Genomic DNA, 15,081 nt, shown 5'->3' with positions numbered 1-15,081 from the left:
AATCTTTAAGTTCGCGCTTGCCGCTCACTTCCGGGAAACAGCAAAAAGAGCCTGATCTCCAGGAGATCAGACTTTTAAGGATAGCTAATTTATTCACATCACCTAACAAAGTGTGTTAGTCTATGTATGATGGGTAAAAGACTTTGCTATGGATTATATCGTTTTTATATGTTGCAACAGGAGAAGATAATATGAGTAACGAACCAAACTTTTGGCTGGATTTACCGAAACCGTTTTTTATATTAGCTCCAATGGAAGACGTCACAGATATTGTATTTCGTCACGTCATTAGTGAAGCTGCAAAACCTGACGTATTTTTCACAGAATTCACAAGTACAGAACATTATTGTCATCCTGTTGGAAAAGAAAATGTAGGTGGCCGGTTAATTTTTACAGCTGATGAGCAACCGATTGTCGCTCATATTTGGGGCAATAAACCTGCACTTTTTGAACAGATGAGTATTGATATGAAAAAACTTGGTTTTCGTGGTATCGATATAAACATGGGATGCCCAGCACAAAACGCCGCAGCCAGTGGAAAAGGGGCTGGATTAATACACTATCCTGAAGTTGCAGCAGAAATTATTCAAGCAGCAAAAGCAGGTGGATTGCCGGTTAGTGTTAAAACAAGATTAGGTTACTCTAAAATTGATGAGTGGCGCGATTGGTTAGGACATATATTGAAACAAGATATTGCGAATCTGTCCATTCACCTTCGTACCAAAAAAGAGAAGAGTAAAGTAGCTGCACACTGGGAACTTATTCCTGAAATAAAAAAATTGCGCGATGAAATTGCCCCAAATACGTTGTTAACCGTTAATGGAGATATTCCGGACCGCGCAACAGGATTAAAAATAGTTGAACAATACGGCGTTGATGGTATCATGATTGGCCGCGGCATTTTCACTAATCCATTTGCTTTTGAGAAAGACTCTAAAGAACATAGCGCGAAGGATTTTCTCAAGTTACTTCTTTTACAGTTGGATCTTCATGATAAATATTCGACAGAAACCTTGCCACGTTCATTTAGACCACTTCTTCGCTATTTCAAAATCTATGTTCGTGGATTTAGAGGCGCAGGCGAACTAAGAGACCAATTAATGGAATCCACTTCAACAGACGAAGTGCGTCGTTTAGTAAAACCTCTTCTAGATCAAGAATTAGATTGAAGAATATTCATCTGCACTAGGCACGTTCTAAAGCCATGAAAAAGAGACTTCCGACAAGTTCAATGAACTCATAGGAAGTCTCTTATTTTTGCATCATGTGGTCAAACGGTGTTTCCTTCTCAGGAAACCCTTGATGCATAAGGGTTCGTAACCCTTATTACATCATTCCACCCATACCGCCCATGCCGCCCATATCCGGCATTCCGCCGCCAGCACTAGGTGGCTCTGGCTTGTCAGCGATAACCGCTTCGGTAGTCAGGAACATAGCAGCTACGGAAGCTGCGTTCTGCAGCGCGTAACGGGTTACCTTGGCAGGGTCAACGATCCCTGCTTCGAACATGTTAACCCACTCATCGGTAGCAGCGTTGTAGCCGATGCCGATAGCTTCTTTTTTCAGGCGGTCCACGATAACGGAACCTTCCTGGCCTGCGTTAGCAGCGATGGTGCGAACAGGCTCTTCCAGTGCGCGCAGCACCAGGTTAACGCCGGTTCTTTCGTCGCCTTCAGCCACAACAGCAGCTACAGCAGCGTATACGTTCACAAGAGCTGTACCCCCACCGGATACGATACCTTCTTCAACCGCAGCGCGGGTTGCGTTCAGGGCATCTTCAATGCGCAGCTTACGCTCTTTCAGTTCAGTTTCAGTCGCAGCACCGACTTTGACAACGGCTACGCCGCCAGCCAATTTCGCCAGACGCTCCTGCAGTTTTTCTTTGTCGAACTCGGAAGTCGTTTCTTCCAGTTGGGAACGGATTTGGCTAACGCGTGCATTGATGTCCGCCTTGTCGCCGCTTCCGTCTACGATTGTAGTGTTTTCTTTGGTTACGCGCACTTGACGGGCATTACCCAGTTGCTCAATGGAAGTGCTCTTGAGATCAAGACCCAGCTTCTCAGTGATCACTTGGCCGCCTGTCAGAGCAGCGATATCCTGCAGCATCGCTTCACGGCGGTCGCCGAAGCCAGGAGCCTTAACAGCCACAGCGTTGAAGGTTCCGCGCAGTTTGTTCACGATCAGCATCGCCTGAGCTTCGCCTTCGATATCTTCAGCGATGATTACCAGCGGACGCGCCTGTTGAACGATCTTCTCCAAGAGCGGAAGAATTTCTTGAGTGCTGCTGATTTTCTTGTCTGTGATCAGGATGTACGGGTTCTCCAGAACGGCTTCCATCTTGTCCGTATCCGTGATCATGTACGGGGAAATGTATCCGCGGTCGAACTGCATACCTTCAACCACTTCAAGCTCAGTCAGGAATCCGCGGGATTCTTCAACGGTGATTACGCCGTCCTTGCCCACTTTTTCCATAGCTTCAGCAATCAGTTGGCCCACTTCTTCGTCAGCAGCGGAGATTGCAGCTACTTGTGCGATCGCTTGGGAATCCACAATCGGCTTAGCGATATTCTGCAGTTCAGCGACAGCAGCCTTAACTGCTTTGTCGATCCCTTTGCGCATAACCATCGGGTTAGCGCCTGCAGTTACGTTCTTCAGACCTTCGCGGATCATAGCCTGAGCCAGAACCGTTGCAGTTGTAGTACCGTCACCGGCTACATCGTTGGTCTTGGTAGCTACTTCTTTCACGAGCTGTGCGCCCATGTTCTCGAAAGCATCTTCCAGTTCGATTTCTTTGGCGATGGTCACACCATCGTTAGTGATCAGCGGGCTGCCGAATTTCTTCTCCAGCACCACGTTGCGGCCTTTTGGACCCAGTGTAACTTTTACTGCATTTGCCAAAGCATCAACCCCGCGCAGCATTGCACGGCGAGCATCTTCACTGAACTTAATTTCTTTTGCCATTGTATAGTTAACCTCCTAATATAATTTGTGAATGTATTCTGAATCTGAATTATGAGAGACGTTCAAGACTAGTCAAGAATAGCGTGGATGTCGCTTTCTTTCATAATCAGATATTCTTTGCCTTCGTATTTGATTTCAGTTCCGGCATATTTCGAGAAAAGCACACGGTCGCCTTCTTTCACTTCCAGCGCTACACGGACTCCGTCTTTCAAAGCCCCGCTGCCTACAGCGATAATAGTTCCTTCTTGCGGCTTCTCTTTGGAAGAGTCCGGAAGCACGATCCCGAAAGAAGTGGTTTCCTGTTGCTCGCTTGGTTCTACCAATACGCGTTCACCTAGTGGTTTAATCATGAAAAAATAGCCTCCTTTGAAATTATGTGTTTTGCCTTGAAAACATAGATTGAACTGCGGGGATCTGCACCATCAGCATCCCTGAAGGGATATTGCTGCGGCCAATCCCGGTTTTCTCGCAGCGTTAGCACTCAACCCTCTGTAGTGCTAACAACAATTTTTATGATACTCAACTTGAAGGCGGATTTCAAGTCCTTTTACGTAAAATCGTATTTGTTTTTTTGCAAAATTATGGTTTCAGTGCTTGTCCGGCACACACTTTCCTACATTCTATCCGCCAAGGGGCAATTTATGCCCCCCATCCATTCAATCTGCCTTCACATACCGTGCCTCCCGCTTGGCGTCCTCAGCCAATTGCCTGCGGTAGACGAACGCGGACAGAAACACGCTGAATTCATATAGCACCAGCAGCGGAATTGTCACCAGAAAGTCCGAGATGAAATCAGGCGGCGTAATGACCACAGCAATGAACACAAGCGCGAAATAAGCATAACGGCGCATCTTGCGCAGACGCAGCGGATTCAGCACCCTCAGCTTGGTCAGGAACATGACAATCAGCGGCAGCTCGAAGAGCAGAGCCAGCGGAATCACCAGACTGAACAGGAAGTTGAAGTATTCAGCGATGCCGTAGGTCTCTTCAAGCCCCATATTCCGCGTAATCGAAATGGTGAAGGACAAGGCCATAGGGAACACTATGTAATAGGCAAAAGCAATGCCGGCAATAAACAAAACAAACACATAAGGCACATATCGCAGGGCAGCACTCCGCTCCACAGGACGCAGGCCGGGACTGATGAATGCCCATAGCTGGAAGGCAATAAACGGCACGGAGAAGACCAGCGAGACCGCCATGGCGATCTTCATATACATCCCGATCCCGTCCCAGAAGGAGAACGCATGCAGTACAAAGCCTTGCGCAGCATCAGCGCTGATAAGGTACAGATAGATTGGTTTGGCGACGAATAAGCCCAGCACAAGTCCGGCCACGAATACAATCAGCACGTAGATAAGACGTCTGCGCAGCTCCGTCAGATGATCGACCAGGGACATTTCTTCCGCTTCCAGAGACATGACTGACACCACCCGAATTGACATATGAAAATTCACAGTTCTAATTCAATTATATAAATTAGAGAAAAAAAGGGCGCCGCCCCGGTCTGAAGCAGACCTGGGAAAGACGCCCCTGCATGGGAAACCTAAAGACTATTCCGGCAGACGGCGGTCCTGCGGAAGCTCTGATGCTGTACTCTGCACAGCCGCAGGAGCAGGTGCCTCGCTCCGCTTGGCCGGTTCCGGCTCGTTCACAATCTCCCGCGCGCCGTCCTTGAATTCACGGAAGGTACGCCCGACTGCCCGCCCCAGCTCAGGAAGCTTATTGGGACCGAAGAGCAGCAGTGCCAAGATAACCAACAAAATAATTCCGGGTGTGCCAATTCCACCTAACATTCCGGTTTCCTCCTCCCATGCTTCTGTCCGTTCATGACAATAGTTAACGATAAAATAATAATACCATAACTTATATCACACATCCATCGTCTATCCTGAACGATTTAGACAAAAGCGAAGTGAAGAGAGTCTTATTACTGGCGGTATTGTCCCGTAACCATTAACAGAGCTTCCGGAAGCTGATCCATAATCGCCGCCAGATTCTCATGGACCCCCTTCGGGGTACCGGGCAGATTGACAATCAGGGTTCTTCCGCGGATACCGCAGATTCCCCGGAACAGCATAGCTGCGCGGTTCTTCTGCATCACCGTACTGCGCATCGCCTCGGAGAGTCCGGGCACTTCACGTTCAATGACCCGCCGCGTCGCCTCCGGCGTAACATCGCGGATCGCCAGATCGGTTCCGCCGGTTGTCAGCACCAGATCCGCCTGGAAATAATCCGTAAGCTCAATCAGTGCAGCAATAATCTCATCCTGCTCATCGGGCACGATCCGGTATTCAATGATCTCGCCGCCCAGCTCCTCTTCCACCAGCTCCCGAATCACCTGGGCGCTCGTGTCTTCCCGTTCGCCCCTGGCCCCTTTATCGCTGGCCGTCAGGATTGCTGTTTTCCACGCCATAGGTTGTCCCTCCCTCTCTATGTACTATGTATGTCCGGCTGCTGAAAAGCAGCTGCCGCTGCGCTTTGGGCTGTATCATTGCCTGCTGCCATCTATTCTGCTTCCAGCGCGTAATCCCCATTCTTGCCGCCGCTCTTGGACACCAGCATCGTAGGTCCGATGATCATGTCCTTCTGCAGCGCCTTGCACATATCATATACGGTCAGCGCCGCTGCCGATACGGCAGTCAGTGCCTCCATCTCCACCCCGGTCTTGCCGGTGGTGCTGACGGTTGCTTCTATATATAGTTCATCTGAGCTGTTATCCGTGAAGCGGATATCTACTCCGGTAAGCGGCAGCGGGTGACACATCGGAATCCAGCCGGAGGTCTGCTTCGCCGCCATAATTCCTGCAACCTGGGCTACCGCAAGCACATCGCCCTTGCGGATCGTTCCCGCCTTAATGGCGCTAAGCGTCTCCGGGGCCATATGCACCCGGCTTCTGGCTGCCGCCGTCCGCTTGGTAACTTCCTTGTCGCTCACATCCACCATGCGGGCTCTGCCCTGCTCGTTGAAATGAGTTAATTCCATGTAGCCCTCTCCTTCCGGCAATCCCAGATGCCGTTCTCCGTAATCAGCAGATCCATCAAGGCATCATGCTCTTCAAGCGGTACCTCGGGTACCAGTTGGAGGCCGTAGGCCAGACCAACCCACATAGGCATGGCGGCTGTCCCTGGAACCCCAGCCTCAAGGGCAGCGCGTAAGCGGTCGTAATAACCGCGTCCGTAGCCGAGACGCCCGCCCCGCCGGTCAAAGGCCAGCCCGGGTACGAAAACTGCTTCCGGCCAGCCTGTGCTCCGGCCTGCTTCCGCGAAGGGGCCGGCCAGAACAGCACTCCCGGCTGCCGGCTCCATGATCCCGTAGGCTCCAGGGACAAGCTCATCCCAGGAGCTTATCGAATGCAGACTTAAGCCTCCGCTCTCCCGGTTGACGCGGGGAAGCAGCACTTGATGCCCCTCAGCCCACGCCGCTGCAAGAAGCGGGCGGCAATCCAGCTCGGAGCGGAACGGCGCATAAGCGAGAAGCGACGCTGCGCCGGCCTGTGAGAACCAGCTCCAGGCATGAGCGCATACCCGGGCAGATAACAGCTCCCGCTCCTCCATGGGCAGTGCATCCCGGAGCGCGGCATTCCCGGCGCGAAGCTCGCGCTTCCGCCCGGCAAGCGGCATGCTGCTGTCCTGCATAGGCAGCCTCCTCCTTAACTTGTTCCTAGCTTATCATAGTTTGTAAGCTCAGTTTACCACTCTTCTCACTGGTTCGCCAAGGTTGATTCATTCCCCTTGTTAGAAGAATGAACCTCGCACGCCTAACCTTTTTCATGTAAACTGGAGAATAAGAATAGACAATCGCCTGGGCGCACGCCGCCAAGGCCAATTTGCAAGGGCGGAGGTTTCATCAGAATGCTTCTTCAAGCGACAGGAATTACGAAATCATACGGTATACAAAGCGTGCTGGACGGCATCAGCCTCATGGTGAACGAGAAGGAGAGAGTCGGGCTTGTCGGCGTCAACGGAGCAGGCAAATCTACCTTCCTGCAGATTCTAGCGGGTGAGATGTCTTATGACAGCGGACAAATTCATAAGTCCAAAGAGACTACGATTGGTTACCTGGCCCAGAACAGCGGCCTGCAGTCGGATAATACGATAATGGAAGAGATGCTCGCGGTATTTGCGCCGCTGCTGGAGGCCGAGGCCGAGCTGCGGCAGCTGGAGACGGATATCGCCGACCCGGCGCTTGCCGAAGATCCGAAGCGTTATGAGGATCTGCTCGAGCGCTATGCCAGACGCTCCGACTGGTTCAAGGATCACGGCGGCTATGAGATGAATACGCGGATCCGCAGCGTGCTGCATGGGATGGGCTTCGGGGAGTTCGCTCCCGATACTCCCATCTCAACGTTAAGCGGAGGCCAGAAGACACGGCTGGCACTGGCCCGTATCCTGCTTCAAGCGCCTGATCTGCTCATGCTTGATGAGCCGACCAACCATCTGGACATCGAGACGCTCACCTGGCTGGAGGATTATTTGCGCGGCTATGCCGGAGGCATCCTGGTCGTCTCCCATGACCGGTATTTCCTCGACCGGCTGGTGACGACCATCGTGGAGATCGAGCGCCACCAATCGCGCAGATATACCGGCAATTACAGCCGTTATATGGAGCTGAAGGCTGCGGAATACGAGATCCGGATGAAGCAGTATGAGAAGCAGCAGGACGAAATTTCGCGGATGGAGGATTTCGTGCAGCGCAATATCGTGCGGGCCTCCACCACCAAACGGGCACAGAGCCGCCGCAAGGCCCTCGACAAGATGGAGCGCATCGACAAGCCGCTGGGCGACCTCAAGAAAGCCAGCTTCTCCTTCGAGCCTGACTTCATGTCCGGCAAGGAGGTGCTCCAGGTCCGGGAAGTCGCTGTCTCCTTCAGTCCGGAGGCTGCGCCGCTCTTCCGCAATGCCTCCTTCGAGCTGCGGCGCGGCGAGACAGCGGCGCTGATCGGGCCGAACGGGATCGGGAAGTCCACTCTGCTGCAATGCATGACCGGCACCCGTGAGCCTTCCCGCGGAACCGTGAACTGGGGAACCAAGGTGAAGATTGCCTACTATGACCAGGAGCAGACCCGGCTGAATCCGCGCAATACCGTGCTGGAGGAGCTGTGGAGCGAATATCCGATGCTGGAGGAAGCCAGAATCCGTACGATTCTCGGCAATTTCTTGTTCAGCGGCGAGGATGTGCTTAAGAAGGTGGCTGCACTGAGCGGGGGCGAGAAGGCCCGGGTAGCCTTGTCCAAGCTGATGCTGCAGGGAGCCAATATGCTGATTCTCGATGAGCCTACCAACCATCTGGATCTCGTCAGCCGTGAAGTGCTCGAATCGGCCCTGATCGATTTTGAAGGCACCCTGCTGTTCATTTCCCATGACCGCTATTTCCTGAACAAGATGGCTGAACGCGTACTGGAGCTGCACCCTGACGGAATTGATCAGTATCTGGGCAATTATGACGACTATATTGAGAAAAAGCTTGAGCTCAAAGCAATTGCCGAGGAGGAAGCCGAGCTTGCCGCCGTCAAGTCCTCCCGAAGTACCGACAATGAAGCGACAGCCGCAGAGAAAGGCAGCTCTCTCTCCTATGAGGCGGACAAGCAGGCCAAGCGTGAGGAACGAAATCGCCAGCGCCGCATCTCTGAACTCGAGGAGAATATCGCGAAGCTGGAGGAAGCCATCGCGGGGATTGAGCATGAAATGACTAAACCTGAGGTGTATCAGGATTATATGGCGCTTCAGGAGCATGAAAGTGAGCTGAAGGACAAAAAACGCGAGCTGGGAGATTTATTTAGCGAATGGGAGAAACTGGCTGAGGAATAATGTGAAGACGCCGCAAAAATTTTTTTAACAGTTTCCAATTTGTTCAAATGTAGTTATCCACAGCCTCATCCACAGTTTTCGTGCATAACTATCCCCTAAAAATAGCCCTTCGGGGCTTTTTTCATGCGTAAAATGGCTACTTTGCTTGTCAAGGACTTTTTATCCACCGAATTATCCACATTATCCACAATTCTCACAATTCTGTTTCAGGGCATAACCTCTTGTTTATAGGGTTCAGAAAAAAGGCGTTATTGCTGATTTTACACGGTTTTTACACAACTCGTGCGGAATATGTGGATAACGTTGTCCACAGGTTGACAAATGCCGCAGGAGGCAAAAATTCTGCTGGATAAAGCTCAAATTTCAGAGACAGGACAGCGGCGGAATGACCTGTTTCGGCAAGGTACGAGTCAGGTGCGGTGCTATTCTGTTCATTAAATGGATTTTCTCCACTTGCTAAAGCAAGATTGTTCCCTACGGCAACAGCAGTTGGAGAAACTACATTTAATAGATCACAGTTGCGGCTCATGTGGCACAATTAGCACCATTAAATGCTGTTTTTCCACTTGCTTCGTTATATATCTCAGAAACCGGGAAATTAAGCTACGTTTCTCCAACTGTACTCTCTTTGCACGATTACTTTGACGGGTAACGCTCTCCCCTCCAATGCCCCTGTCCCGCCGGCTTCAAAAAAACGCATCTGCCAAGTCCGTAAAATCGGGCTTGGCAAGATGCGTTAGAGCAAAGGCGCTCTACCTGCTCCTGGTGCTGGTGCTCCTGATGCTTTGGACAACCCCGCTCTAGCTGTTCACCGCCGCGCCGGGCGAAGACACCTCCGAGTCCGACAGCAGCGCCGCGTTGCAGGCGGCGATATAAGCAATGCCTGCGGCCATTACAATATCGTGATGGATGGCCGTGCCCCGGAACTTGGTGTCCTTCCACTCCACCATTACGGCCGCCTCAGCCTGGGCATTGCCCCCGCTGTCCAGGGAATGCAGCTCCAGCCCGTCGAAGCGGATATCCTCGGCAATCCCTTGCCCGATCGCGGCAATGATTGCTTCCAGCGGACCGTCTCCGGTGCTGGTCTGGGTCGTCTCTGCGCCGCTTCTCAGGTGGCGCACCGTCACTGCGGCCACACGGCGCGGCGCGCTGCCCGCCAGGACCTGGACCTCGCCGAGCGCATAGACCTGCGCCTCCTGTCCCGTGGTGCTGCTGACCATCCGCAGCAGCTCATCATCGCTGACCGCCTTCTGGCGGTCAGCCTTCTCCTTGAAGGATTCGTAGAGCGCGTCCAGCTCCACCGAATCCAGGGCAATGCCGTACTTCGCGGCGCGGTCCTTCAGCGCATGCCGGCCGGAGTGCTTGCCAAGGATAATCATGCTGCGCGGGATACCCAGCCGCTCCGGGTCCATAATCTCGTAGGTGCTGCGGTCCTTCAGCAGGCCGTCCTGATGGATGCCGGATTCATGCTGGAAGGCGTTGCGCCCGACCACCGGCTTGTTGAAGGCAATCGGGAAATGCATCGCCCCGCTGATGATCCGCGAGGTATCATACAGCTTATCCAGCACGATTCCGGTCTCCGCGCCGATAGCGTCTCCGCGTGTCTCCAGAGCCATGACCAGCTCCTCCAGCGCACAGTTGCCGGTCCGCTCACCTACTCCGTTGACCGTAACCTCAATCTGCGTAGCGCCGCCTTCAATCGCCGCCAGGCTGTTCGCTACGGCGAGGCCCAGATCGTTATGGCAGTGGGCGCTGTAGATGACCTTGTCGCCGCCCCGGGCTCCAAGCCGCACACGGCGGAACATCTCCCCGTATTCCTGCGGCAGCGCATAGCCTACCGTGTCCGGCAGATTGATGATCGACGCGCCCTCTTCAATCACCGCTTCGACCATCTCAATCAGATCGTCGATCCCCGTCCGAGCAGCATCCATCGCGGTGAACTCCACCACATCGCTGAATTGGCGGGCATACGCCGTCATCTCCCGGGCAACCGCTACAACCTCAGGGCGGCTCATGCGCAGCTGATGGCGCAGGTGAATATCTGAGGAGGAGATAAACAGATGAATCCGCCGCCGCGCGGCATCCCGGGTCGCCCGTACAGCAGCATCGATATCCCCCCGGACTGCACGCGCGAAGCCGCAGATCTCCACGCCCTGAATCTTGCGGGAGATCGTCTCCACCGCTGCGAAATCTCCCGGACTCGATACGGGGAAGCCCGGCTCCATAACATCCACTCCCAGGTCCGCCAGCTTGCCGGCCAGAATAATCTTTTGTTCGGGGGTTAGGCTGGCTCCCGGAGCCTGCTCGCCATCGCGCAGCGTCGTGTCAAAAATCTGAATTCGTTTCTTTACCGGAATGATCATCGTAATTCCTCCTCAAATTGGGTTTATATAGTGGAAGGCTGCCTCCAAAAAAGCACAAAGACCCCCCGTCTCTTGTAAAGAGACGGGGGGTCAACCCTCCGCGGTACCACTCTTTTTGACGCATAGGCTCCATGATGTATAGATGCCTTGGCTGCGTCCAGCTTAGCATCAGATTTCCCTGCTCCGGTAACCGAAGCTCTGAAGATCTGAAGGGTCCGGTAACGGGGACATCCGTAGCAGCGTACCTGTAACTCCTTCCGCTGCTCCGCTCACGGGCGAGATTCGCCGGCCTCTGGTGTCTGCGTCGCACCTCCCCGCAGCTCTCTGTTCACCTTGGCCGTCTACTGCTCCCGATCCTTGCGTGTAGTTCATATGCGTGCCTGAATCAGCGCACAAAAAAGCCTGCCGTCTCATTCAAGAGACGACAGGCTGTTCACTGTCGCGGTACCACTCTTGTTGATATCCGGTTCAGCCACTTGCTCCGGCTGTCCTGCGATACCCACTCTATGTCCTGCAAGGCTCCGGGAAAGTTCCTATCCCGTAATTCCTGCTTGACCACCCTCTCACGGAGGTTAACCGTAACGGTGTACGAAAGGCCACCGGCTTAAACCCTGCACCGGTCAGTGCTCCTGTTACAACGAGCTGCCTGCTTCCACCGCTCCGCTCCCGGACGAGTTCAGGTCTCCATCGACTGCGTCGCACCTACCCGCAGCTCTCTTATCCCGGAGTGACCTTACTGCTTCCGATCATTGCGTTTGTTCAAATATAAAGTAATTGAATTGAACTGATTATACCCGGCGGCTTCGGCAAAAGTCAATAGGCAGATACCGACCATTTCTCCAGCGAATAGCCGGGATCGGCTACCATATCCAGCGGAATCCCGCCTTCATGTCTCCATTTCACATAAGCTGCGGCACCGATCATCGCCGCATTATCCGTACAATACACGGGAGGAGGGATAATCAGCTCAATCCCCTCTGTCCCGCAGCGCCGGATCAGGGCTTCGCGCAGCCCCTTGTTCGCCGCTACCCCTCCGCAGAGCAGCAGCTGCTCCGCGTGGTATTCACGTACAGCCCGGATCGCCTTCTCGACCAGCACTTCAACTACGGACTCCTGGAAGCCGCGCGCAATGCCCGCGACATCCGGTACCAGCCCCTTCATCTTGCTCTGATTCACTGCGTTCAGCACCGCAGACTTCAGGCCGCTGAAGCTGAAGTCGTACGAGCCCGGCTCCAGCCACACCCGCGGCAGAGCAAAGGCTTCCTCCGCTTCATGTGCAAGCTTGTCCACATGCGGCCCTCCCGGATAAGGGAAGCCCAGGGCCCGCGCCACTTTGTCGTATGCTTCGCCGACCGCATCGTCACGGGTGCGCCCGATGATCCGGAAGCTGCCTTCCCGCTCCATATGCACCAGCTCGGTATGGCCCCCGGACACCACCAGCGTCATGCCCGGATACTTCAATTCCTTGACCAATCGGTTGGCATAGATATGACCGGCAATATGATGGGTGCCGATGAGCGGCTTGCCCCAGGCCAGCGCGAGGCTTTTGGCAGCCACGACGCCCACCAGCAGCGCCCCCACCAGCCCCGGACCCTGGGTTACCGCCACTGCCGTCAGCTCCTGCGGACGTACGCCTGCTACGCTCAAGGCTTCTTCAATGACCAGCGTAATCACCTCGACATGCTTGCGGGAGGCCACTTCAGGGACCACCCCCCCGAATGCCCGGTGGGTCTCAATCTGGCTGGATATAATATTGGACAACACCTCACAACCATCCTTCACTACAGCTACAGAGGTCTCGTCACAGCTGGTTTCGATCGCCAGAATCAATACAGGCTCCCTTGCGCCCGTGTCTGTCTTCATTTCAAGTCCACGCTTCCTTCCGTTACAGCTTGCTCCCCGTACTCCGGCAGATCAGCCCACATGATGAGCGCATCCTCGCGGTTGTCCGAATAATAGCCCTTGCGGGTACCGGCAGGCTTGAAGCCTTTTTTGCGGTATAAATTCTGGGCCACCTCATTGGAGACCCGTACTTCAAGCGTGATCGACTGCATGCCCAGATACGCCGCCGTCTTCATCAGCTCGTCCAGCAGCCGCTCGCCCCATTTCCGACCCCGGTATGCCTCCAGCAGTGCAATATTGGTCACATGAGCCTCATCGACAATGGCCCACATTCCGGCGTAGCCGATTAATTTCCCTTCCAGCTCCATCACCATATATTTGGCAAAATGATTGTGGCTCAGCTCGTTGCGGAAGGCTTCCTCCGTCCAAGGCATGGTGAAGGCCTCCCGTTCAATCACAAGAATCTCAGGGACATCTTCCAGCCGCATCATGCGAAAAACAAGCTCAGCCCCCTGAGCTGGTCTACGTTCCGGTTCGATCATCGTGTATTCAGGCTCCCTTCGCTGCTGCGGCGCAGATTGGCCTCCGCCTCCGAGAGCTGCGTATAGTTGGGAATCAGCGTATGCAGATCTCCGCTCTCTTCATAGATGCCCGCTTCCGCCAGGAATCCGGTCCAGCGTCCTTCCAGCTCATAAGGCAGGGCCTGGACATTGGCAGCTTCGATCAACGGAGCCAGCGTATCCGCACTTCCATGCAGTGCCGTCTCGCCTACGAACCACAGTGTGCCCGGAAGGCTGCCGTCACCTGCGTCTGCGGCTTCCTTCAGCCACACCGCCAGCTCCTGCACCCAATCGGCCATCAGCCGGATGGCATCCGGCGCCAGCCGCCGGGGAGGCTTGTCCCCGTCCGCAGCGAATACAGCGGTGTACGCCTGTCCCCGCCGGGCATCGATTAGCGGAATGATCCAGTCTGTTCCTGCTGTGCCTGCTGTGCCTGACGCAGAAGTGCTGGAGTCTTGCTCCCGCTGCGCAGAAGCCGCATGGTATGCGCCCCAGGCTAGTGCATGCAGGCTGGATACGCCGGTAACCGGAACGTTCCAGGCCCAGGCCAGCGTCTTGGCTGCGGTCACGGCAATCCGCGTACCGGTATAGGAGCCCGGGCCGATCCCGACTGAGATTCCGCCGATTCTGTCTGCTGTAGTGGCAGAGGCCTGGAGCGCCTGCTCAATAATAGGCAGCAGGTGAACCGAATGGTTCCGCTCCCCGGAAGCATTGATCTCATGCAGCAGCTCCCCGCCGCCGGTAACGGCCACTCCCAGCACTGCCGTTGATGTATCCAGCGCCAAAAACCGCTTGCGCGGCTCATTCTTCGAGTTCGTCATGTTTCTTTACCCCACTTCTGGATCAGCATCCGGCACACTTCGCCGTATGGCTCTCCGATTCCGGTCACCGTGATCTCCCGTTCCTCCGGGCCGGTGGTCTTCAGCTCTATATGGAGATGCCCCGCCGGCATCAGGTCCTTAATGATTCGGCTCCATTCCACCAGACTTACCCCCTGGCCATAGAAATACTCTTCCAGCCCCAGCTCGTCCGCTTCCTGCAGCGAAATCCGGTATACATCCATATGATACAGCGGCAGACGTCCTTCATACTCTTTGATAATGGTAAAAGTAGGACTGTTCACAATGCCTTTCACGCCCAAATGGCGCGCATAACACTGCGAGAACGCGGTTTTGCCCGCACCTAAATCGCCGTCAAGGCCGATGACCATCCCCGCCGATGACGCGGCAGCAATGGCGGCGGCAAGTGCCTCCGTATCCTGAAGGCTAAATGAACGGTATGTAAACACCGTTTGTGTATTATTGTCCAAAGCTGCAACTACCACCTTTTTGAAGATCCCTTAACGGTTAACAATACTTTTAATTATATCGGTATGCTACTTGTACCGCAACAGCCACTGTCCGTCAGAAAGGGCCATTCCTGCTCCCCGGCCTGAGCATAACGAGTGCAGACGGTCAGACCGCAAAAAAGCAGGCGTACCCCGCGGTTGAGACACCAACCAAGAGTACGCCTGCTCCAATGAGTATTTTACCCGGATACCTACCG

15 protein-coding genes and 2 other annotated features are annotated in these 15,081 nt (G+C 54.2%); of the genes, 2 read left to right on the top strand and 13 right to left on the bottom strand.

The annotated features are described in order from the left end of the window. Window positions 1–191: 191 nt before the first annotated feature. A complete protein-coding gene (locus MHH28_RS27865) occupies window positions 192–1,169 on the top strand; it encodes a tRNA dihydrouridine synthase (protein WP_405107739.1) in 978 nt (325 codons plus the stop codon). A gap of 157 nt (window positions 1,170–1,326) precedes the next feature. On the opposite strand, the gene groL is transcribed toward MHH28_RS27865, so the two are convergent. From groL to MHH28_RS27830, 7 genes are all read right to left on the bottom strand, one after another. Further along, complete coding sequence (groL, locus tag MHH28_RS27860) at window positions 1,327–2,961, bottom strand: chaperonin GroEL (RefSeq protein ID WP_340756507.1); 1,635 nt, start codon at window positions 2,959–2,961, stop codon at window positions 1,327–1,329. A 68-nt stretch (window positions 2,962–3,029) separates the two neighbouring features. Then, on the bottom strand, window positions 3,030–3,311 hold the full coding sequence (gene groES, locus MHH28_RS27855; RefSeq protein ID WP_036723192.1) for a co-chaperone GroES: 282 nt from the start codon (window positions 3,309–3,311) through the stop codon (window positions 3,030–3,032). A gap of 306 nt (window positions 3,312–3,617) precedes the next feature. Beyond that, a complete protein-coding gene (tatC, locus tag MHH28_RS27850) occupies window positions 3,618–4,382 on the bottom strand; it encodes a twin-arginine translocase subunit TatC (protein WP_076157173.1) in 765 nt (254 codons plus the stop codon). A 132-nt stretch (window positions 4,383–4,514) separates the two neighbouring features. Further along, window positions 4,515–4,757 (bottom strand): twin-arginine translocase TatA/TatE family subunit, encoded by a 243-nt coding sequence (tatA, locus tag MHH28_RS27845; RefSeq protein ID WP_405107734.1) that lies wholly within the window; start codon window positions 4,755–4,757, stop codon window positions 4,515–4,517. A gap of 134 nt (window positions 4,758–4,891) precedes the next feature. Continuing rightward, on the bottom strand, window positions 4,892–5,377 hold the full coding sequence (locus MHH28_RS27840; protein ID WP_036693720.1) for a molybdenum cofactor biosynthesis protein B: 486 nt from the start codon (window positions 5,375–5,377) through the stop codon (window positions 4,892–4,894). A 92-nt stretch (window positions 5,378–5,469) separates the two neighbouring features. After that, window positions 5,470–5,946: a cyclic pyranopterin monophosphate synthase MoaC gene (moaC, locus tag MHH28_RS27835; protein WP_405107731.1), complete on the bottom strand. Its 477-nt coding sequence runs from the start codon at window positions 5,944–5,946 to the stop codon at window positions 5,470–5,472. Continuing rightward, entirely contained in the window at window positions 5,937–6,599 is a 663-nt protein-coding gene (locus MHH28_RS27830; RefSeq protein WP_405107728.1) for a 5-formyltetrahydrofolate cyclo-ligase, read from the bottom strand. The genes moaC and MHH28_RS27830 overlap by 10 nt, the downstream gene beginning before the upstream one ends. Window positions 6,600–6,815: 216 nt before the next feature. On the opposite strand from MHH28_RS27830, the gene MHH28_RS27825 reads away from it, so the two are divergent. Beyond that, window positions 6,816–8,771: an ABC-F family ATP-binding cassette domain-containing protein gene (locus MHH28_RS27825; RefSeq protein ID WP_405107725.1), complete on the top strand. Its 1,956-nt coding sequence runs from the start codon at window positions 6,816–6,818 to the stop codon at window positions 8,769–8,771. 271 nt (window positions 8,772–9,042) lie between these two features. On the opposite strand, the gene MHH28_RS27820 is transcribed toward MHH28_RS27825, so the two are convergent. From MHH28_RS27820 to tsaE, 6 genes are all read right to left on the bottom strand, one after another. Continuing rightward, complete coding sequence (locus tag MHH28_RS27820; protein WP_405107722.1) at window positions 9,043–9,300, bottom strand: hypothetical protein; 258 nt, start codon at window positions 9,298–9,300, stop codon at window positions 9,043–9,045. A 271-nt stretch (window positions 9,301–9,571) separates the two neighbouring features. Continuing rightward, window positions 9,572–11,134 carry a 2-isopropylmalate synthase gene (locus MHH28_RS27815; RefSeq protein WP_405107719.1) on the bottom strand — a complete coding sequence of 521 codons (1,563 nt, stop codon included), beginning with the start codon at window positions 11,132–11,134 and terminating at the stop codon, window positions 9,572–9,574. Between the two features lie 75 nt (window positions 11,135–11,209). Next, window positions 11,210–11,501, bottom strand: a binding site (T-box leader). Window positions 11,502–11,548: 47 nt separating this feature from the next. Next, window positions 11,549–11,893: a binding site (T-box leader), on the bottom strand. Window positions 11,894–11,947: 54 nt separating this feature from the next. Next, the gene (tsaD, locus tag MHH28_RS27810; protein ID WP_405107716.1) at window positions 11,948–12,997 is read right to left on the bottom strand and encodes a tRNA (adenosine(37)-N6)-threonylcarbamoyltransferase complex transferase subunit TsaD; all 1,050 of its coding nucleotides are present in this window, start codon (window positions 12,995–12,997) and stop codon (window positions 11,948–11,950) included. Next, a complete protein-coding gene (gene rimI, locus MHH28_RS27805; protein WP_405107713.1) occupies window positions 12,994–13,518 on the bottom strand; it encodes a ribosomal protein S18-alanine N-acetyltransferase in 525 nt (174 codons plus the stop codon). Before rimI ends, tsaD begins: the two co-directional genes overlap by 4 nt. Further along, the gene (tsaB, locus tag MHH28_RS27800) at window positions 13,515–14,357 is read right to left on the bottom strand and encodes a tRNA (adenosine(37)-N6)-threonylcarbamoyltransferase complex dimerization subunit type 1 TsaB (RefSeq protein WP_405107710.1); all 843 of its coding nucleotides are present in this window, start codon (window positions 14,355–14,357) and stop codon (window positions 13,515–13,517) included. Before tsaB ends, rimI begins: the two co-directional genes overlap by 4 nt. Continuing rightward, complete coding sequence (gene tsaE, locus MHH28_RS27795) at window positions 14,354–14,845, bottom strand: tRNA (adenosine(37)-N6)-threonylcarbamoyltransferase complex ATPase subunit type 1 TsaE (RefSeq protein ID WP_405107707.1); 492 nt, start codon at window positions 14,843–14,845, stop codon at window positions 14,354–14,356. Before tsaE ends, tsaB begins: the two co-directional genes overlap by 4 nt. Window positions 14,846–15,081 lie beyond the last annotated feature (236 nt).

Origin of the sequence: Paenibacillus sp. FSL K6-1217, assembly GCF_045040735.1 — a bacterium.
Taxonomy (GTDB): domain Bacteria; phylum Bacillota; class Bacilli; order Paenibacillales; family Paenibacillaceae; genus Paenibacillus_AQ.
The sequence above is the reverse complement of the archived record's forward strand: the minus strand, read 5'-3'. Positions and strand labels throughout refer to the sequence as shown.